Consider the following 16381-nt stretch of genomic DNA (forward strand, 5'->3'; position numbering starts at 1 on the left):
AAAGTAAACGCCGTCGATTACCCTCACTATCCAAGTGAGAACTCACCTAACGGGGTAGCTCCTACAGTATGATATGGAAACACGCACAGCACAACTGGACATCACAGGAATGACCTGTGCCAACTGCTCGGGGACAGTTGGGGACGCCCTGGAGTCACTCGACGGCGTCATCGAGGCGAACGCCAATTTCGCCACGGACGAGGGCTCCGTCGAGTACAACCCTGACGAGGTATCGCTCGCAGAGATCTACGGGGCGATCGAGGACGCCGGCTACGGTGCGGTGTCTGACACGGTGACCATCGGCATCTCCGATATGACCTGTGCCAACTGTGTGCAGACGAACGAGACCGCGCTCGAGAACACGCCGGGTGTTATCGCGGCCGAGGCGAACTTCGCCACCGACGAAGCGCAGGTCAGGTACAACCCCGCGGACACCTCACTCGACGCGCTCTACGACGCTATCGAGGACGCTGGTTACTCGCCGGTTCGTGAAGACAGCAACAGCGGTGAATCGGGTAAAGACGCTCGGGACGCTGCACGACAGGGTGAGATCTGAAAACAGCTTCGACTGACGCTGTTCGGAGCCGCGCTCTCGGCCCCGATGCTGTTTTTCCTCGCAGAGAAGTTCCTGCTCGGCGGGGGAATTCTCCCGGAGACGGTCCTCGGCGTCGAATTCGGATGGGTCGAGTTCCTGCTGGCGACACCAGTTCAGGCCGTGCTCGGCTGGCCGTTCTACAAGAACTCGTACAACGCGCTGATCAACAACAGGCGCGCCAACATGGACGTTCTCATCGCACTGGGTTCGTCCACTGCGTATTTCTACTCAATCGCAGTACTCGCGGAATTGATCGCGGGGGGGCTGTACTTCGACACTGCCGCGTTGATCCTCGTGTTCATCACCCTCGGGAACTACCTCGAAGCCCGCTCGAAAGGGCAGGCAGGTGACGCCCTTCGAAAGCTCCTCGAAATGGAGGCCGAGACGGCCACCCTCGTCGACGAGGACGGTACCGAAGTGGAAGTGCCACTCGAAGAGGTCACCGTCGGCGACCGTATGAAGGTCCGGCCCGGCGAGCAGATTCCGACCGACGGCGTCGTCATCGACGGGCAGAGCGCCGTCGACGAGTCGATGGTCACCGGCGAGTCGGTTCCCGTCGAGAAAGGCGAGGGTGACGAGGTCGTCGGGTCCACTATCAACGAGAACGGTGTGCTCGTCGTTGAGGCGACGAAGGTCGGTGCGGACACGGCGCTCCAGCAGATCGTCCAGACGGTCAAGGAAGCCCAGTCGCGCCAACCCGACATCCAGAATCTGGCGGACCGCATCTCGGCGTACTTCGTCCCAGCGGTCATCGCGAACGCGTTGCTGTGGGGCACTGTGTGGTTCCTCTTCCCCGCGACTTTCGCGGGCTTCGTTGAGGCACTCCCGCTATGGGGACTCGTCGCAGGTGGCCCCGTCGCCGCTGGAGGCGTCTCAGTCTTCGAGTTCGCGCTCATCGTCTTCGCATCGTCCGTGTTGATCGCCTGTCCCTGTGCGCTGGGGTTAGCGACGCCTGCTGCAACGATGGTTGGGACAACGATCGGTGCCCAGAACGGCGTCCTGTTCAAAGGCGGGGACATTCTTGAACGCGCGAAAGACGTCGACACGGTCGTCTTTGACAAGACCGGGACGCTCACAAAAGGTGAAATGGAGCTAACGGACGTCGTGGTCTTCGACGGTGACGGCCAACCTGTCGCTGACGGTGGAGAGCCGGCAGCCGACGGCGGAGCGCTAACTGCACGCGATCGTCTCAGTGAGGACGACGTCCTCCGATTCGCAGCGACGGCCGAAAGTGGAAGCGAGCATCCGCTTGCGCGGGCCATTGTCGATGGAGCTGAAGCCCGTGGTATCGACGTGACCGACCCGGACGCCTTCGAGAACGTCCCCGGCCACGGCATCAAAGCGACGGTCGGTGACAATGAGGTGCTGGTCGGCAACCGCAAGCTGCTGCGCGACAACGGGATCGACCCCTCGCCCGCTCAGGAGACAATGGAGCGCCTCGAGAACGAGGGGAAGACGGCAATGCTCGTCGCGTTGCGCGGTTCGGAGCGAAGCGGCGACCGCGATGCGAGCGGCGAACAGCCGCGAGCGGAGGGCAAACTCATCGGTGTGGTCGCTGACGCCGACACGATCAAAGAAAGTGCAACCGAGGCCGTGAGCCAACTGCAGGAGCGCGGCATCGACGTGATGATGATCACCGGCGACAACGAGCGGACCGCCCTCTCCGTCGCCGAGCAGGTCGGGATCGACCCCGAAAATGTCCACGCGGAGGTGCTCCCCGAGGACAAATCCGATGCCGTCGAGGCCATTCAGGACGAAGGTCGCAAGGCGATGATGGTGGGCGACGGCGTCAACGACGCGCCCGCGCTCGCGGTGGCCCACGTCGGGACGGCCATCGGGAGCGGGACGGACGTCGCTATCGAAGCGGCGGACGTGACGCTGATGCGCGACGATCCACTCGACGTGGTGAAGGCTATCCGTATCTCGGACGCGACGCTCCAGAAGATCAAGCAGAACCTCGTGTGGGCGCTTGGGTACAACACGGCGATGATCCCGTTGGCTTCACTCGGGCTGCTCCAGCCCGTGCTCGCCGCCGGCGCGATGGCCTTCTCAAGTGTATCGGTGTTGTCGAACAGTCTACTGTTCCGCCGGTACACTCCGGATCACGATTACGAGCTCCTCGGTCGACTCCGCTAATCAGCTGGTTTCACCAGCAGCATTCTTCGTCGTGTCCGGAAAAAACGACTCTCTGGAGAGAGACGGCTACTCCTGAGTGACAATTCCACGAAGAACCGGATAGTACGCTGTCCCAGTCCAGACCCCTACATGTGGATGACCGATGTACTGGAATCGGCCGTGGAGGTCGGCGTACGTCCCAGCGACCTCTTCGGCCTGGTGAAATGTCGCATCCTCTCGGGGATGGTTATCGGGCGTGTTGTACTCAAGTCCGTAGTGTTCCTCGGGGTTCGACGCCGTCCAATGGACTGGGTCGGTTACGTACTCCCATACCTCCTCGGACGATGCGTCGATGATGATTTCGGCTTTGTCGGTGACGTACCTGGATTGACACCTAATCTATGATACGAAGGCGTTGTAAAGCCACGCGAAGGCATACATCAAGACGAAGCTGATCACCGCTGCCTCGACCATGCCCGCCACAGTCCCGACGATGGTCGGTTCGAAGAACAGGTGCCACTGCTCCATCGCTTCGACTGCGCCCTCATAGACGCCGATCGCTCCGAACACACCCAGCAGGAGCATCGCGGTGGCAGAGACGACTGCTGCTGCGCCCGCCAGTGCCAACGAATCGAGATGCATCACGTTGGTCGTGGAGTCCATTTCGTACGCATCTTGGTTTGTGGTAGTAGTGCTCATGACTACAGATACGCTCTACTCCTTCAATCGGGTTTCTCTTACAATTCGAAAGGAGCGATTCCTTGGTAACACGGAGGAAAAATATCGTGGGGGAACCAGCGGTCCAACACCCAGATCTGTATGGCCGGTCCGTCGGAAGACCAAGGAGCCACCACCGACTGGAATCAGTGACACGCAAAAACTGATGAGCGCGAACGCAGTCCTCGAACGCTTGACCACCTCTGATAGCATGAGTCACCTTTGAATGCAAGATTTACTCCGCCCACTGCCCCGGTTTCTTAAGAACAAATAACAAAAAAGATGGCTGCGATCGTCTAAATATGCAAGCCGCCCTCGTCGACGGAATCCTCGAGTCGTTGCGGATCGGCGTCGGTTTCCTCTGGACTGCGGCGTGGGCGATCATCATGGGGCTCGTCATCACGAGTCTCGTTCAGGTTTTCAAAATCGTCGTGTTCGCGCTCTCTGGCTTTCTCCTATACGTCTACCGTCGTGGTCTCGGTGTGCCCGGGCAGTACTGCGACCCCGTGGGATGCGAACCGACGATAGTGGACCGAGCCTCACCCACGACGGCGAGCCGATACAGTAGTCGGTGGCTTGGTCGCTGTCGTCCTCATCGTCTCTGGTGTGCTCATCTGGCAAGCATACCAGCAATAGCAGGCCTTCGACCAGATGGGATCGATAATGGGCACGTTGATGGGGTCCGTTCACGGAACGAATCCACTCTGGTACGTCCTCGGAACCTTCCTCGTTTCGGCTGTCATCGATGGGGGGTATCTCGTGATTCGGGATGAGGTCACCAGCATAGAGGTAAACGACCGCTCACAGAGTTAAATGGCGAATCCGACCGATCCTGAGGGTGATGAATCGCCAGAGGTAGCTGTCCAATCGAATCGAGCCATCAATCCGGAGTCTCAGCTACAGGCTCGCGTGTTAGACCTCCTGCCAGATGATGAACGCCGTATCCTCGAACCAGTTATCTCCTCGTCTGGCATCACACAGATCGAACTCAGGGATCGCTCGGACATCTCGAAGAGCAAGGTCAGTCAGACGGTGAGTGCGCTTGAGAAGCGTGGCCTGCTGTACCGCGAGCGCCAAGGGCGGACGTATCGCATCTATCCGAGCGACGACCTATAACGAAAACAGGCGAACTAGTGGGGCGTTCCCACGAGTCCAGCCCCGTCCAAAACGTTGTCCACTATCACGTCTGCACAATCTCGATGCAGGGATGGCGCGTGTCGTAGAATACGTCGAATGACCTGGTTACGGATCGTTCATACTGTTGTTCCTGGGGCCGTGGTCCTGTCCCGGGAGAAGGATTGAGTACCAATCCGGCGAATTCGGGCCGGAGGAACGGTCCTTGTCCTGAAAAACGGTTAGGTCCTCTTATACATGTTCTCGAACGTTCTCCTGTGTGGATTCACACCCACGTCGATAACCCCCCAGCAGTCCTACGAGTAATCGAGGAGAAAGACAATGACCAACTTCAAACTCGGCCGCTGGCTGCTCGTGGCCCTCGCGATCGTCGGACTCGCGTTTGCCGCGCCCGTTGCCAGCGCACACGGCAACGACACGACCGCTGACGACACGCTCACGGACAATACCACCGCAGATGAATTGGCCACTTGGATGGAGGCGCAGATGGCCGAACACATGGGCCCTGGTAGCGTCGAGTGGATGGAGTCGCACATGGGTGTGACCGTCGACGAGATGGCCCAGGACATGTCTGACGAGGAATACCACGACGGAGCTGACGACGACTACAGCGGCGAGATGTACGGGCAGGGCCACTGCTGACAACCCTGACCGTTTCGATCGCTGCAACCGAACACCACAACTCACCAACTCAAGATAATGACACAACTCACCACTCACATCGGACGCACTGCTCGTCGACTCGCAATCCTCGCCGTCCCGCTGCTGGTCGCAACGACTGGAACGGCTGCTGCCCGCGGTGGTGGGAGCTACGGCGGCGGTATGATGGGCGGGAGCGGCTGGGGCCTCTTCGGCGGAGCGATGGGCCTCTGGGGACTTCTCTGGATGGGGCTCCTCATCGTCGTCCCGCTCTACATCGTCTATGCGCTCCTCAACCGAGGATCCGGCGGGAACGAAGAGCAGTCGCTGTCAGTTCTCCGCGAGCGCTACGCCCGCGGTGAGCTATCGGATGAAGAATTCGATCGACGGCGAAAACAGCTCGAACGAACCGGATGACTGGAACAGTTGCTGTTCCAGCCGATACATCACACTCCCAACGCTCGCCGTTGCGGCACCCAACCGTTAACCCCGTGGACGGGGTATAATATTACATGGAATACACAATACAGACTTCAGTCACTGGCGATTTCGACGACGTCGTCGACACGACGATCGCAGCGCTCGAAGACGAAGGATTCGGCGTCCTCTGTGACATCGACATCCAGGCGACACTCAAGGAGAAACTCAACGAAGAATTCCGCCAGTACCGCATTCTCGGTGCATGCAATCCCCCCCTGGCATACGAGGGACTGACCGAAGAAATCGAACTCGGAGCACTCCTCCCGTGTAACGTCATCGTCTACGAAACCGATGACGACGATATCGTTGTGAGTGCCGTCGATCCGCAGCAGTTGATCGACATCGCAGACAACGATGCGCTCGAGTCTATCGCGACCGAGGTCACCGAGCGATTCGAACGTGTTCTCTCGGCCGTCACCGACGAACTAGGATCCAGATCGGAGACCTGATCTTCGATGTCTTCATCAAACCAGCTCGACGTCACGACGATCGTTCTTCTGATCCTCGGAGCGATCATCTTACTCCCGTTGCTCACAATGGGGATAGGATTCGGCGGGATGATGGGGTACGGTGGGATGATGGGTCAGTATGGCGGTACTGGCGGGTGGTGGCCGCTCGTCGGGATGCTCGTCCCGCTCATCTTCCTCCTTATCCTCCTCGGCGGTGGCTATCTCGTCTTCCGGCGTATTAGCGAAACGCAGACATCTCGAAATCCCGCGATGGAGGAACTCCGCACGGCATACGCTCGTGGCGACCTCACTGATGAAGAGTTCGAAGCCCGCCGCGAGAGACTCGAACGGTCGGATTGAGCCAACGAGTACGCACCAAGTGCGTATTCACACGCCTGCGTGATCGAATTTGTGATGCTACTCCCGGTCACCACTGTGTGAACGCCCTTTCAGATCGAAGAGATGGAGTTCTCTCAGCTTACGATTCTGAATAGTAATGTGGTTAAGTCCCAATACCGTATTATACTATGTGACCGAAGTCATCCTCTTCACCCAAGAGACGTGCGGAGCATGCGCAACACAACGAGAGAAAAACGACGGCCTCGAGGAGAAGTATCCGGACATGGAGTTCCGGGAGATCGATATCCAGAAAGATCTGGAAACGGCCGAGGAATACGGCGTCCGGAAGACGCCGACGACACTCGTCTACGCGAGCGGTAAACAGACCGCCGAGTTCATCGGCATTGTCGAGCGGAACGACCTCGAACCAGCCATTGAGAGCGCGACCGAACAGTCGTCTGGACTCGTCCAACGTCTCGTCGATGTCGTGCGAACATAACGACCACCCGACCAATTCAAACCACATGACGAACTATGATCGACGTCAGTTCCTGGGAGTGCTCGGTGCCGGCGCAGTCGCCAGCGCAGGCCTCTCTCAGCCAGTGAGCGCACAGGAGACGCCCGTCGTGAAGATGGGCAACAACTATTTCGACCCGATCGGGCTCCACGTCCAACCCGGCACGACCGTCCGCTTCGAGATAGCAGCCGGTACACACTCGGCGACGGCCTACGAGAACCGGATTCCGCTCGACGCCAGTCCATTCGATAGTGGGGTCATCTCGTCGGGAGGGTACGAGTACACGTTCGAAGAACCAGGTACGTACGACTACTACTGCATCCCGCACAAGACAGTCGGGATGGTTGGTCGCATCGTCGTTGGCAATCCCGGCGGCCCGGCCGAAGAGAGTCCGATTCCGGACGGTGACGTGCCCGAGAGCGACGCGATCGTCGAGCAGGGCGCGATCGCGTATGGATCTGGTACCGGGGGTGATGGGAACTCCGATGGCGGAATGATGGGTCCCGGAATGGGGTCCCGCCCGGGGATGATGAACGGCCGGAACGGTGGATGGTTCGGTGGGCTGCCGTTCGTCGGCGGGGCATTCGGAATGCTGGGGCTGGTCGGCGGACTCCTCTACTGGGCAACGGGTCGAGGTGATGCACCTCCAGAGAGTGACGATTCCGCGATGGAAACCCTTCAACGTCGTTACGCACGAGGCGAGATCGACGAAGAAGAGTTCCAGACGCGTCGTGAACGGTTGGAGGACGGGCAAAACGACCCATCCCTGTGAGGAGAGTCACCGAACCCCGTTGGGAGACGTCGGTAAATCCGTCCGTCTGCGGAGATCGTCCTTTTTCGATTGCGTCGTCACGTCGTTCGAGTTCCTCGGTAGTACACCCATATAGCGAGGAGCCCGATGACGAGGAGATAGCTGAATCCCCAGCTGAGTGACACAGCAGTATCCAGGTCCGTTGTGAGCCCGGTATCGACTATCACGCGGACGGGATGGTAGCCCGGGAAGAGTTTCATCCACCACTCGGGCTCGGACTGGACGAACAATGGGTCCTGAAAGAGCCCGATATCGATCATCGGGAGGATCAACATGATCCACAGGCCGGCCAGTCGATTGAAGACGGCACCGACGAGCATCCCGATCAGTCCGTAGGTCACCGAGAGGACGAGCATCGCGGCGACAAACCACCACAGCTGCTCCGGCCAGAAGTCGACGAGCATCACTCCCACTGAGACGCCGACAACGAGGAGTGTAATGACGACGAGGACGCCGAACCGGGCCGCGATAACCTGCCGTGCTCGATAGCCCACGACCGAGAGGCGGCCGTCCGTATCTCTCGCCTCGCGCATCAGGATTGACATCCTCCTCCGCGTGAACGCGGAGGAATCCCACGGCACCGCTACCGCTGGTTTGGGATATTAGGGTCTACGACATTGCCTGTTCTTGAGGCTCAAACGAGCCAGTTTCCTTGTCAAACAGGTACGTCGATGGCTGTGCCAACCAGCCGTTACTCCTATCACCGCCATCCGTGGCGAGACTCGGAGATACTTGTTTCCGAATATTCTCAGCACCATTCACGTCAGCATTCGCAACCAACTCGCACTCGGCACACACGTACAAGCCACGCTCAACACGATTCGACTCACGCTCACACCCGCACGAAGAACACGACTTTGAGGTGTTCTCCTCAGATACGCGCTCAACGGAAATGCCAGATTCTTCAGCCTTGTATTCGAGCAGGTCAGTGAATCGGTCGAACGCCCACGAGTGCAAGTCCAAGTTACCGTGCTTGCCCCAATCCTTCGTCTCACCGTCTTCATCCTCACGGATCCCGCTGAGGTCACCAATTGCAATCACACTGACGTTCTCGTCAACGCATCTCTCCACGATATGTTTCGAGAGCGTGTGGAAATAGTGCGCACGACGATTAGATTTCTTGGTGTTCAACCGTACTGATTCTTCCGACGAGGAATCATCACAGTGAGCAATATGCTTGCTGTAATAGTAATCGTCCTGTTTGAGGCAGTTCAACGGGTATAGCTCAGACTCTTGGTGTTCAAAGGCGAGAGCGGCGAAGTTACAGATACCCAGGTCGATACCAGCGGTCTTCTCAGCGTCGTTCTCTGATGCATTGATTTCGACATTGCAGACGATGTGGAGTTCCCATTCGTCTCGCTGCTTATTCCAGACAGCGCGTACCTGCTGGACGCTCTCAATCGCAGAGAGGTCAACGTCAGGTCGTGTTTGGATGTTGCAGAGAACGAAGTCCGACCAGTGCTCTTTCAGGTTCTCACCTTTGGAGAGTCGGATTCGACCATTTTTGGTATCGAGCTTGAAGCCAGCGCCTTTGAACGTGAGCGTTGAGCGTGGATGTTCGTCGTTGTGTTTGCGATATGCTGGTGGATTCGCTTTCGAGTCCCCGTTCTGGCGTTTCTTGTACCAGCCAGTGAACGCTTCAGAGAGTTCTTCAAGAACTCGCTGACTTGACTGCGAATGTAGGTCACTATAGCGTTCGTGGGATTTGAGGTACGATTTCAGGTCGCCGTCGTCGGGGATGTGGCCAGTTTCGTTCCAGACACGCCCGCTTGTCCAGCGGGCGACGTTCCAGAGTTTACTGGCGGCGAATCCAAGCGAATCAAGGTCGTCCTGCACTTGCTGATGGTTCTGTATGGAACCAATGAAAGTGCGTTTGACGACCTGTTTCGCCATACATAACCTATGTTTCTTAGCTTATGGACAAGTGTCGGTTTCGGGTCGCGTGGAATATCCAGAAATGCCGAACAACGGTTATTGTATCATCAGTTGGCGGCGCGTATCCACGCCGTAAACGACGTGGTATTGCGCCTGCTCAGCGTATAAACAGACGTTCGATCCGGAGTTTTTTGATGATGCCCACATCGTCACTGCTGGCATTCGGATGGCAGATGGCTCGGTATATGAGGGTGTGGGTTTACCGGCCAGTATCGGACGGGCCTCGGTCTGTGGAGAGCCAGTTGCAGTTGGCTCAGCCATTGCAGACGGGTATGACCATGACGAGATTCAGACGTCCGTAGCCGTATCGTACCCATTGCCCTATCATGACGCAACCGAAGCGCGCGTTATCCCGCCGTGTGGCGTCTGTCGAGAGCTATTGGCTGACTACAACGAGCAAATGCGTGTGATCGTACCCGTCGATGGTGACCATCAGGTCGTCAGTGCAATTGGTCTTCTCCCGACCCGGACCTGGTAAGCCGTTCATCTGTATCGACCATTTCGCCCGTGGTTCTTTCTGACTGAAACCTCCGAGCGGTCGATCTGCAATCTGAGCGGACAGGTGAGAGCAAAGCGGGAGTGGGGGTGGAATTTTGGTATGGAGGCCGTACGTGTACACGTGACAGACCAGAGCCAGAATGCGAATGATGCGGAAGAGCACGAAGAAGAGGAATTCGAGTTGGAGGGCCTCATGACCCGCGAACAGGGAGAGAACGTCCTCCGTCGCCTCGCCACCGGCGTTGCGAGCGGGTCAGTAGAACTGGGCCGCGATGAGGGCCCGGTGACCGTTCCCGAGCAGTTCGAAGTGGAAGTTGAGTACGAGGAAGAAGAGGATGAGGCCGAATTGGAAGTCGAGCTAGAGTGGTCGATGGCTGACGGTGAGGCAGTCTCACCCGAAGAAGACGAGAGCGACGGGACGGAGGAACCCGAAACGAGTGAGCAGGGAGCAGACGACCAGGAATGAACAGCAGGACAGTCGGACGCAGTGAACACTGTGAGGCACTGTCACGGGAGCGAAACCTACTGTCAGAGAAAAAGTGAACCCCACAGGGGAGATACAGGACTATCAGTATCGAGCGTGCCCGCATCTACCGACGTACCGGACGGTCACGTGATTTCAATCTCGAAACGAGCACCACCGTCGGGACCGTTTGTGGCAGTGATCTCCCAGTCGTGTCGGTCAACGACTTCCTTGACGATACCCAGCCCGAATCCGGTCCCGTCGTCAGCGGTCGTATATCCCGCTTCGAACACGTTCGTACTCTCTGAGTCGGGGAGTCCGCCCCCGTCATCAGCAACATAGAAGCCAGTATCTGTGTTCCCAATCGTCACTGTTACGTCTGGCCCGCCGTGTTCGACGGCATTCTGGAACAGATTTAGTACGAGCTGTTGGAGCTGATCGGGATCTGCCTCGATGGTACGGTCTGTCTCAATCGAGAGCGTCGCATCCTTTGTCGATAGTGTTCCCCAGCATAGCTGGGCGACGTCCGGCAACTGGACTGCTTCGAGGTCCATTACTGCTTCCCCGGCCTGCGCGAGCGCCAGTAAATCGTCGATCAGGGCATCCATCCGGCCCAACGCGTAGTCGATCTCGTCGATGTTGTCGCTGTCGCAGTCCTCTCGCAGTAACTCCAGGCGGCCTTTCGCGAGCTGTAACGGGTTCCGGAGATCGTGACTTACGACACTCGTGAATCGGTCCAACCGCTCGTTCTGCTGGACGAGTTCACGCTCGCGTCGCTTCTGGTCACTGATGTCACGGTCCATCGCCACGATCCGATCCTCTCCATCCAAGTTGAGACGGATAAGGTGGATTTCGATGGGGAATGTGGACCCGTCTTTCCGTTCGAGTTTTCCCTCGAATCGACGCGGGGTATTCGGCGGGAGTGACTCCCAGAATGACGACGCGCGCTCCGGATCGGCCGTTGGATCGAGATCCCAGACATACTGTCCGATCAGTTCGTCTTCAGTGTATCCGAGTTCGTCACACAGTCGCTGGTTGGCATCCCGGATGACGCCGTCGAAGTCGTGGATTATAAACATATCCGGCGAATGCTCGAACAGCGCCTCGAGACGCGCGGTATGGGACTGTAACCGTTGTTCGTACCTCTTGTGCTCCGTAACGTCGTCCTGGAATCCGACAAAGAGATCGACATCGCCGTCAGCGTCATACAGTGGTGCGATGCGGACGCGATTCCAGAATTCCGTGCCGTCCTTCCGGTAGTTCCGCACCTCGACGGTTACCGGCTCGCGATTATCAATGGCTCTTCGAAGCTCCTCGACTGGCTCATCATCAGTGCCATCGCCCTGGAGGAATCGACAGTTCTGCCCAAACACCTCGTGTTTCTCGTAGCCAGTGAGTGCCGTGAATTCGTCGTTCGCGTAGATAATCGGGTTATCCTCCTGGTTGGGGTCCGTCAATAGAATCCCGATCGGAGCCTCATCCATTGCTTGCTCTTTCGCCGATAGATGCAGCGTCCCCGCATCAGTCGCTTGTGGTGGCGTGAGTGTACAGATCAGCGAGTTATCGGTAGTAAACGAGAGCGTGTGCTCGAGGTCGATTGGTTCGCCGTGCTTCCGGACGAACGACGTAGTGCCGTGCCAACGCCCATCGCGTGCCTCCGGAAGGAGGACGTCGTAGACGTGATCGACATCCTCGTCGTGGTAGAACGTTTCCCAATGGAGGCCGATAAGCTCCTCGGGTTCGTAGCCGAGAAGCTCCGCACAGGCGGAATTCGCGTACTCGATGTAGCCATCGTCATCAAGAATGCTGATGCCGTCGTGTGCGGTTTCGATGGCTTCGAGACCACGGTTCATGTACCGTTCGGCCCAGTATCCTTCGACAGCGTTCTGCACGCGATTCGCGAGGACGCCATACTGGTCCGTGCTAGTGGTCTTCTGGAGATAGTCAGTGACGCCTGCCGTGATGGCTTCGCTAGCGATCTCCTCACTACCTTTTCCAGTGAAGAGGATAAACGGAAGATCTGGATAGGACTCACGTACTCGTTCCAGTACCTCCAAACCGTCTACGCCCGGCATCTCGTAGTCGCTCACGATACAATCAACAGACGACTCGTTCTCTTTGAGAACGTCTAGGGCATCGCGAGAGTCTGTTATACTGCGGACATTGAAACAGTCACGTTCATGTTCAAGGAAGGTGGCGACAAGCCCGGCGAAACTGGGGTCGTCATCGATATGGAGGATATCGATAGTTTTCGAGTCCGGAAGGATTGTTGAGTTCTTACGGACTCTTCTATCACCGTTCATACTGCTTACTCGTCCGCAAGCATTAATTGGTTTATTGATTAGCTCCGTAGCACTTGAACTTTCTGAGAAGTGGAGAACTCACCGTTGCCACTGCACCGAGTCCCGCTGATCAATCTGGCGTTTCACTCTCATCCATCAGGGAAGATATGATGAGTCGCTTGATTCCACGTCGAAGCAGACCACTTGCTGCAGGTTGAGAGATATCCAGATCAGCGGCGACCTCGCTGAGAGTTGCGTTCCGTGGTTCTTCGAAGTACCCCGATTCGAATGCGGCGAGGAGTGCTTCTCGCTGGCTATCGGTCAACCCGGCGTCCGTATTCCCCAAACTAGCGTATTCATTCACGCGCAGCAAATCGATATCAATGTCGTGCTGTTGTGCATAGTCCCAAAGATGAACTAGATCCGTTCGCTCGGGCATCCATACTGTTAGGATCCAGGCGCTTCCATCGTTTTCCATGTCGAGGATAACACCATTCGCGGCCGAAATTACTGGTGAGAGGATCTTCGCTTTGTCTGTATACTCAAAGCTATATATCGCCTCCTTGTCTCTGGTTTCAATAACTCGTTCAGAATTCGCCAATGGTACTATCATTCCGTAACCCGTCCTCGAACCGCTGGAAATCAGATGATTCTATGTAATAAAAGAACTTCCCCGACGTCGGGTCAGTTCCAGCCTCTGACACCGACTTGACTTTCTGAACTTCGATCGTGACTGACTGACTGTGTGAGCACTATGTCAGGATGCTCGGCCCGGACAACGGCTTTAATATCGGTCATTGTTCTGTAAAGTGATGGTTTCGTACATTAGGTGTTAGGATTATATTTGAGATACTTGATGTAAATATATTGCGATGCTTGTTACCGGGCTTATACGGAGGTCGTGTGGTGGCTTAACTGAGTCGGTCAGTCGTAATTCTTGAATGCGAGGATGGGGTTCAATTTTTTCACGTCTCATGTGTCTCGTCAGAGCGGAAGATCAATTCAGAAATCACACACTTCACTCTTGAATTAGCTGGTTCAACGGACTCGTTCGCAGTTCTATCCCCTTTTTCAGATGCGACGGCTGAACAGCGTTGTCCAGATGTACTCAAACCAACTGGCTTCGGACGACGGGGTGACCCCGGCAGGGAGGTAGATTTTTGATTCAGTAGCTCTGTCTTGATCATCAGCATGGTTTCTCTGTGTCATACAACTGAATAGAAGACTCGTAACCGCATTGTTCTGTAGCTTAAGCGTATAACCTGCTTATAAATAGCAAGGAGAATACCTGCGGCTTTAGCTGCCCCCAGACATCACAGATTTCTGGTGTGGGAACGAGACCTGCGGTCTCGTTAACGCAGGCTGAATCCGACAACTCGGAATCAGTCTACGTTTACTGGCCCCTCCGAGATTTCTCAATCCGTGTTTTGAACTGACAGGCAAGCCTACTCAGGAGCAGGAATCGGTTAGGAACGGACCGATTCCCGCCAGTCCTACGATGGCGGCCTGTCCGCCCCAAACAATGAGACAGTAATCGGAACCAGTCGGGTGAACGGTCGGTTCCTACTTTTCAGCAGCGAGAGAATCCCGCCGTTCACGGCGGGCGAGGATGTCCCCCGGATATTAATCACTCCTCGCGATCGGACAACCGCTCGGACAGCCGATCCAGCTTCTCTTGAGCGGACTCGCGGCGGTCTCGTGTTACCTCCGGTTGGTACTCCATCGAGACGATCTCCCCCGCTTCGAGCGTCACCGAAAGCACGCCCCCATCCGTTTGAGCGGGTTCGGGCAGACGATCAGCCGCGATATCCAGTTGCTCGATTACCTCCCCATCCTCCTCGAGCAGGATCACGGCGATATCGCCATCTTCGATCCGGTCGACAACGGCAGTGTAAGTCCCCTCCATTGTTCACCCCACAACAGACGCGACAGTCCCATCAATCCCACTGCCCGAACTCCCTGCAACAAGCGGGCTGGGTGGCTGAAGGTTCGCCGTGTCGTCGGCGTCGGGCGTCTCCTCGAGGATATCCTCGGGAGCCGTCGAGAACGACTCCTGGGTCTCGATAGCAGTCGCCGTCCCATCGGTTCGGACCACGATATCGCCGTGGACGCCCGTCCAGTACGTCTCGATATCCCGGTCGGCGAATCGGTCGAGCACGACGTCGTTCGGATGGCCGTACTGTGAGTCGTAGGCGCTCGAAATGATGGCCGTCTCGGGAGTCATGGTGTCCAGCAAGGCCTCGCTGGAGGAGGTCGAGGACCCGTGATGGCCGACTTTGTACACGTCGCCCTCGAGATCGCTTCCTTGTTCCTCGATCAGTTGTTGTTCGACATCGGTGTCGATGTCGCCGGTTGTCACGTACTGGAACTCGCCGATATCGAACGTCAGCACGATACTGTTCTCGTTGACGTCGCTGCCGGTCTCCGTGGGCGGGTGCAACACCTGCGCGGAGACGGTCCCCGCAAGCGGCAGTTCGTCACCTCGTTCGACGAGAAGGAGTTCGACGTCGTGCTCGTCGATGGCATCGAGGTAGTTAGTGTAGGTCGCCGAACTCGAGGGCACGCCCGAATCGTACGCGGTCCCAATGCCCTCACCGTTCGTCTCGAAATGCTCGATCACAGCAGCGTGGCCGCCGATGTGGTCGGCGTCGGCGTGCGTCGCGACCAGGTGGTCGATCCGGTCGATCTCCTGTGCTTCGAGGTAGTCGATCACCTCACTGCCGTTCTGGCACCAGTCGCCGCTGTCGATCAGGATCGTCTCGTTGGCCGGCGTGACGATGAGGGTCGAGTCGCCCTGCCCGACGTCGATGTGGTGAACTTCGAGTTCGCCTTCAACAGTACTCTGTGTGTCGCCATCGCTCTCGTCGTCGGTCTCGTCATCGGTGTCGTCGGTCTCATCGCCGGCGTCGCTGTCCGACTCGGTTCCCACCATGTCGCCGTAGGCGTGCTCCATCACGACCTGGCCATCGGCGTCGACGAGTCGAACCACGTCGCCGTCGCCTCGCCAGATGTTGACGTTGTATCCCCAGTACAGCTCGGTCTCCGTTGCCTCGCCGTCTCCGGTCGTTACTTTCACTGTCTCCCCGGGTTCGAGGACGAACTCACTGGGAAACGAAAAGGGCGAGAGGCCGCCATCGACTTGGCCGCCCTCTCGGTCACGGAGCTCGAATCCGGAGAGGTCGGCGGGCTTATCGGCGGTGTTTTCGAGGACGATGGACTCCTCGCCGGGTGAGACGTCCGCGACGTTCAGGTCGACGATTTCGACGGCGTCTCCCACCGCCTGCGGGTCGTCGATCACGTCCTCGGTCTCGCCGGTGCTAGTCGTACATCCGGCAAGACCGACGAGCAGCACTACGGCGATTATGAGGATCGCTCGTTTCATACTCGGTGTATTCAGGGGCAGTGTT

General features: G+C 57.4%; 13 protein-coding genes and 3 pseudogenes. 9 read left to right on the forward strand and 7 right to left on the reverse strand.

The window, feature by feature from the left end; genetic code table 11:
• Positions 1–73: 73 nt before the first annotated feature.
• Positions 74–2731 (forward strand): annotated as a pseudogene (locus tag ACFQL3_RS00115) (heavy metal translocating P-type ATPase).
• Positions 2732–3109: 378 nt separating this feature from the next.
• On the opposite strand, the gene ACFQL3_RS00120 reads toward ACFQL3_RS00115, so the two are convergent.
• Positions 3110–3409: a hypothetical protein gene (locus ACFQL3_RS00120; protein ID WP_377050277.1), complete on the reverse strand. Its 300-nt coding sequence runs from the start codon at positions 3407–3409 to the stop codon at positions 3110–3112.
• Positions 3410–4003: 594 nt separating this feature from the next.
• On the opposite strand from ACFQL3_RS00120, the pseudogene ACFQL3_RS00125 reads away from it, so the two are divergent.
• The 7 genes and pseudogenes from ACFQL3_RS00125 to ACFQL3_RS00155 all read left to right on the forward strand — a co-directional run bounded on the left by ACFQL3_RS00125 (position 4004) and on the right by ACFQL3_RS00155 (position 7757).
• Positions 4004–4543 (forward strand): annotated as a pseudogene (locus ACFQL3_RS00125) (helix-turn-helix transcriptional regulator).
• Positions 4544–4882: 339 nt separating this feature from the next.
• On the forward strand, positions 4883–5203 hold the full coding sequence (locus ACFQL3_RS00130; RefSeq protein WP_377050279.1) for a hypothetical protein: 321 nt from the start codon (positions 4883–4885) through the stop codon (positions 5201–5203).
• A gap of 57 nt (positions 5204–5260) precedes the next feature.
• Positions 5261–5617 (forward strand): SHOCT domain-containing protein, encoded by a 357-nt coding sequence (locus ACFQL3_RS00135; protein ID WP_377050281.1) that lies wholly within the window; start codon positions 5261–5263, stop codon positions 5615–5617.
• 95 nt (positions 5618–5712) lie between these two features.
• On the forward strand, positions 5713–6129 hold the full coding sequence (locus ACFQL3_RS00140; RefSeq protein WP_377050283.1) for a DUF302 domain-containing protein: 417 nt from the start codon (positions 5713–5715) through the stop codon (positions 6127–6129).
• Between the two features lie 6 nt (positions 6130–6135).
• On the forward strand, positions 6136–6489 hold the full coding sequence (locus ACFQL3_RS00145; protein WP_377050285.1) for an SHOCT domain-containing protein: 354 nt from the start codon (positions 6136–6138) through the stop codon (positions 6487–6489).
• A gap of 169 nt (positions 6490–6658) precedes the next feature.
• On the forward strand, positions 6659–6967 hold the full coding sequence (locus tag ACFQL3_RS00150; RefSeq protein ID WP_377050287.1) for a thioredoxin family protein: 309 nt from the start codon (positions 6659–6661) through the stop codon (positions 6965–6967).
• A 25-nt stretch (positions 6968–6992) separates the two neighbouring features.
• Complete coding sequence (locus tag ACFQL3_RS00155; RefSeq protein WP_377050289.1) at positions 6993–7757, forward strand: plastocyanin/azurin family copper-binding protein; 765 nt, start codon at positions 6993–6995, stop codon at positions 7755–7757.
• A 77-nt stretch (positions 7758–7834) separates the two neighbouring features.
• Here the strand turns inward: ACFQL3_RS00155 and ACFQL3_RS00160 are convergent, their stop codons facing one another.
• Positions 7835–8329, reverse strand: coding sequence for a hypothetical protein (locus tag ACFQL3_RS00160; protein ID WP_377050291.1), 495 nt, complete (start codon positions 8327–8329; stop codon positions 7835–7837).
• A gap of 76 nt (positions 8330–8405) precedes the next feature.
• Positions 8406–9689, reverse strand: coding sequence for an RNA-guided endonuclease InsQ/TnpB family protein (locus ACFQL3_RS00165; RefSeq protein WP_377050293.1), 1284 nt, complete (start codon positions 9687–9689; stop codon positions 8406–8408).
• 640 nt (positions 9690–10329) lie between these two features.
• On the opposite strand from ACFQL3_RS00165, the gene ACFQL3_RS00170 reads away from it, so the two are divergent.
• A complete protein-coding gene (locus ACFQL3_RS00170) occupies positions 10330–10695 on the forward strand; it encodes an amphi-Trp domain-containing protein (protein WP_377050295.1) in 366 nt (121 codons plus the stop codon).
• 143 nt (positions 10696–10838) lie between these two features.
• Here ACFQL3_RS00170 and ACFQL3_RS00175 read toward each other — a convergent pair whose 3' ends face one another.
• The 4 genes and pseudogenes from ACFQL3_RS00175 to ACFQL3_RS00190 form a co-directional block, all read right to left on the reverse strand.
• Entirely contained in the window at positions 10839–12995 is a 2157-nt protein-coding gene (locus ACFQL3_RS00175; protein WP_377050297.1) for a PAS domain S-box protein, read from the reverse strand.
• Between the two features lie 109 nt (positions 12996–13104).
• Positions 13105–13772: pseudogene (locus tag ACFQL3_RS00180) on the reverse strand (helix-turn-helix domain-containing protein).
• An 829-nt stretch (positions 13773–14601) separates the two neighbouring features.
• Entirely contained in the window at positions 14602–14880 is a 279-nt protein-coding gene (locus tag ACFQL3_RS00185; protein ID WP_377050299.1) for a DUF3006 domain-containing protein, read from the reverse strand.
• A 3-nt stretch (positions 14881–14883) separates the two neighbouring features.
• The gene (locus tag ACFQL3_RS00190; protein ID WP_377050301.1) at positions 14884–16356 is read right to left on the reverse strand and encodes an MBL fold metallo-hydrolase; all 1473 of its coding nucleotides are present in this window, start codon (positions 16354–16356) and stop codon (positions 14884–14886) included.
• Between the last annotated feature and the right edge of the window lie 25 nt (positions 16357–16381).

Origin of the sequence: Natronoarchaeum sp. GCM10025321 (genome assembly GCF_042663585.1) — an archaeon.
Classification (GTDB): Archaea; Halobacteriota; Halobacteria; order Halobacteriales; family Natronoarchaeaceae; genus Natranaeroarchaeum.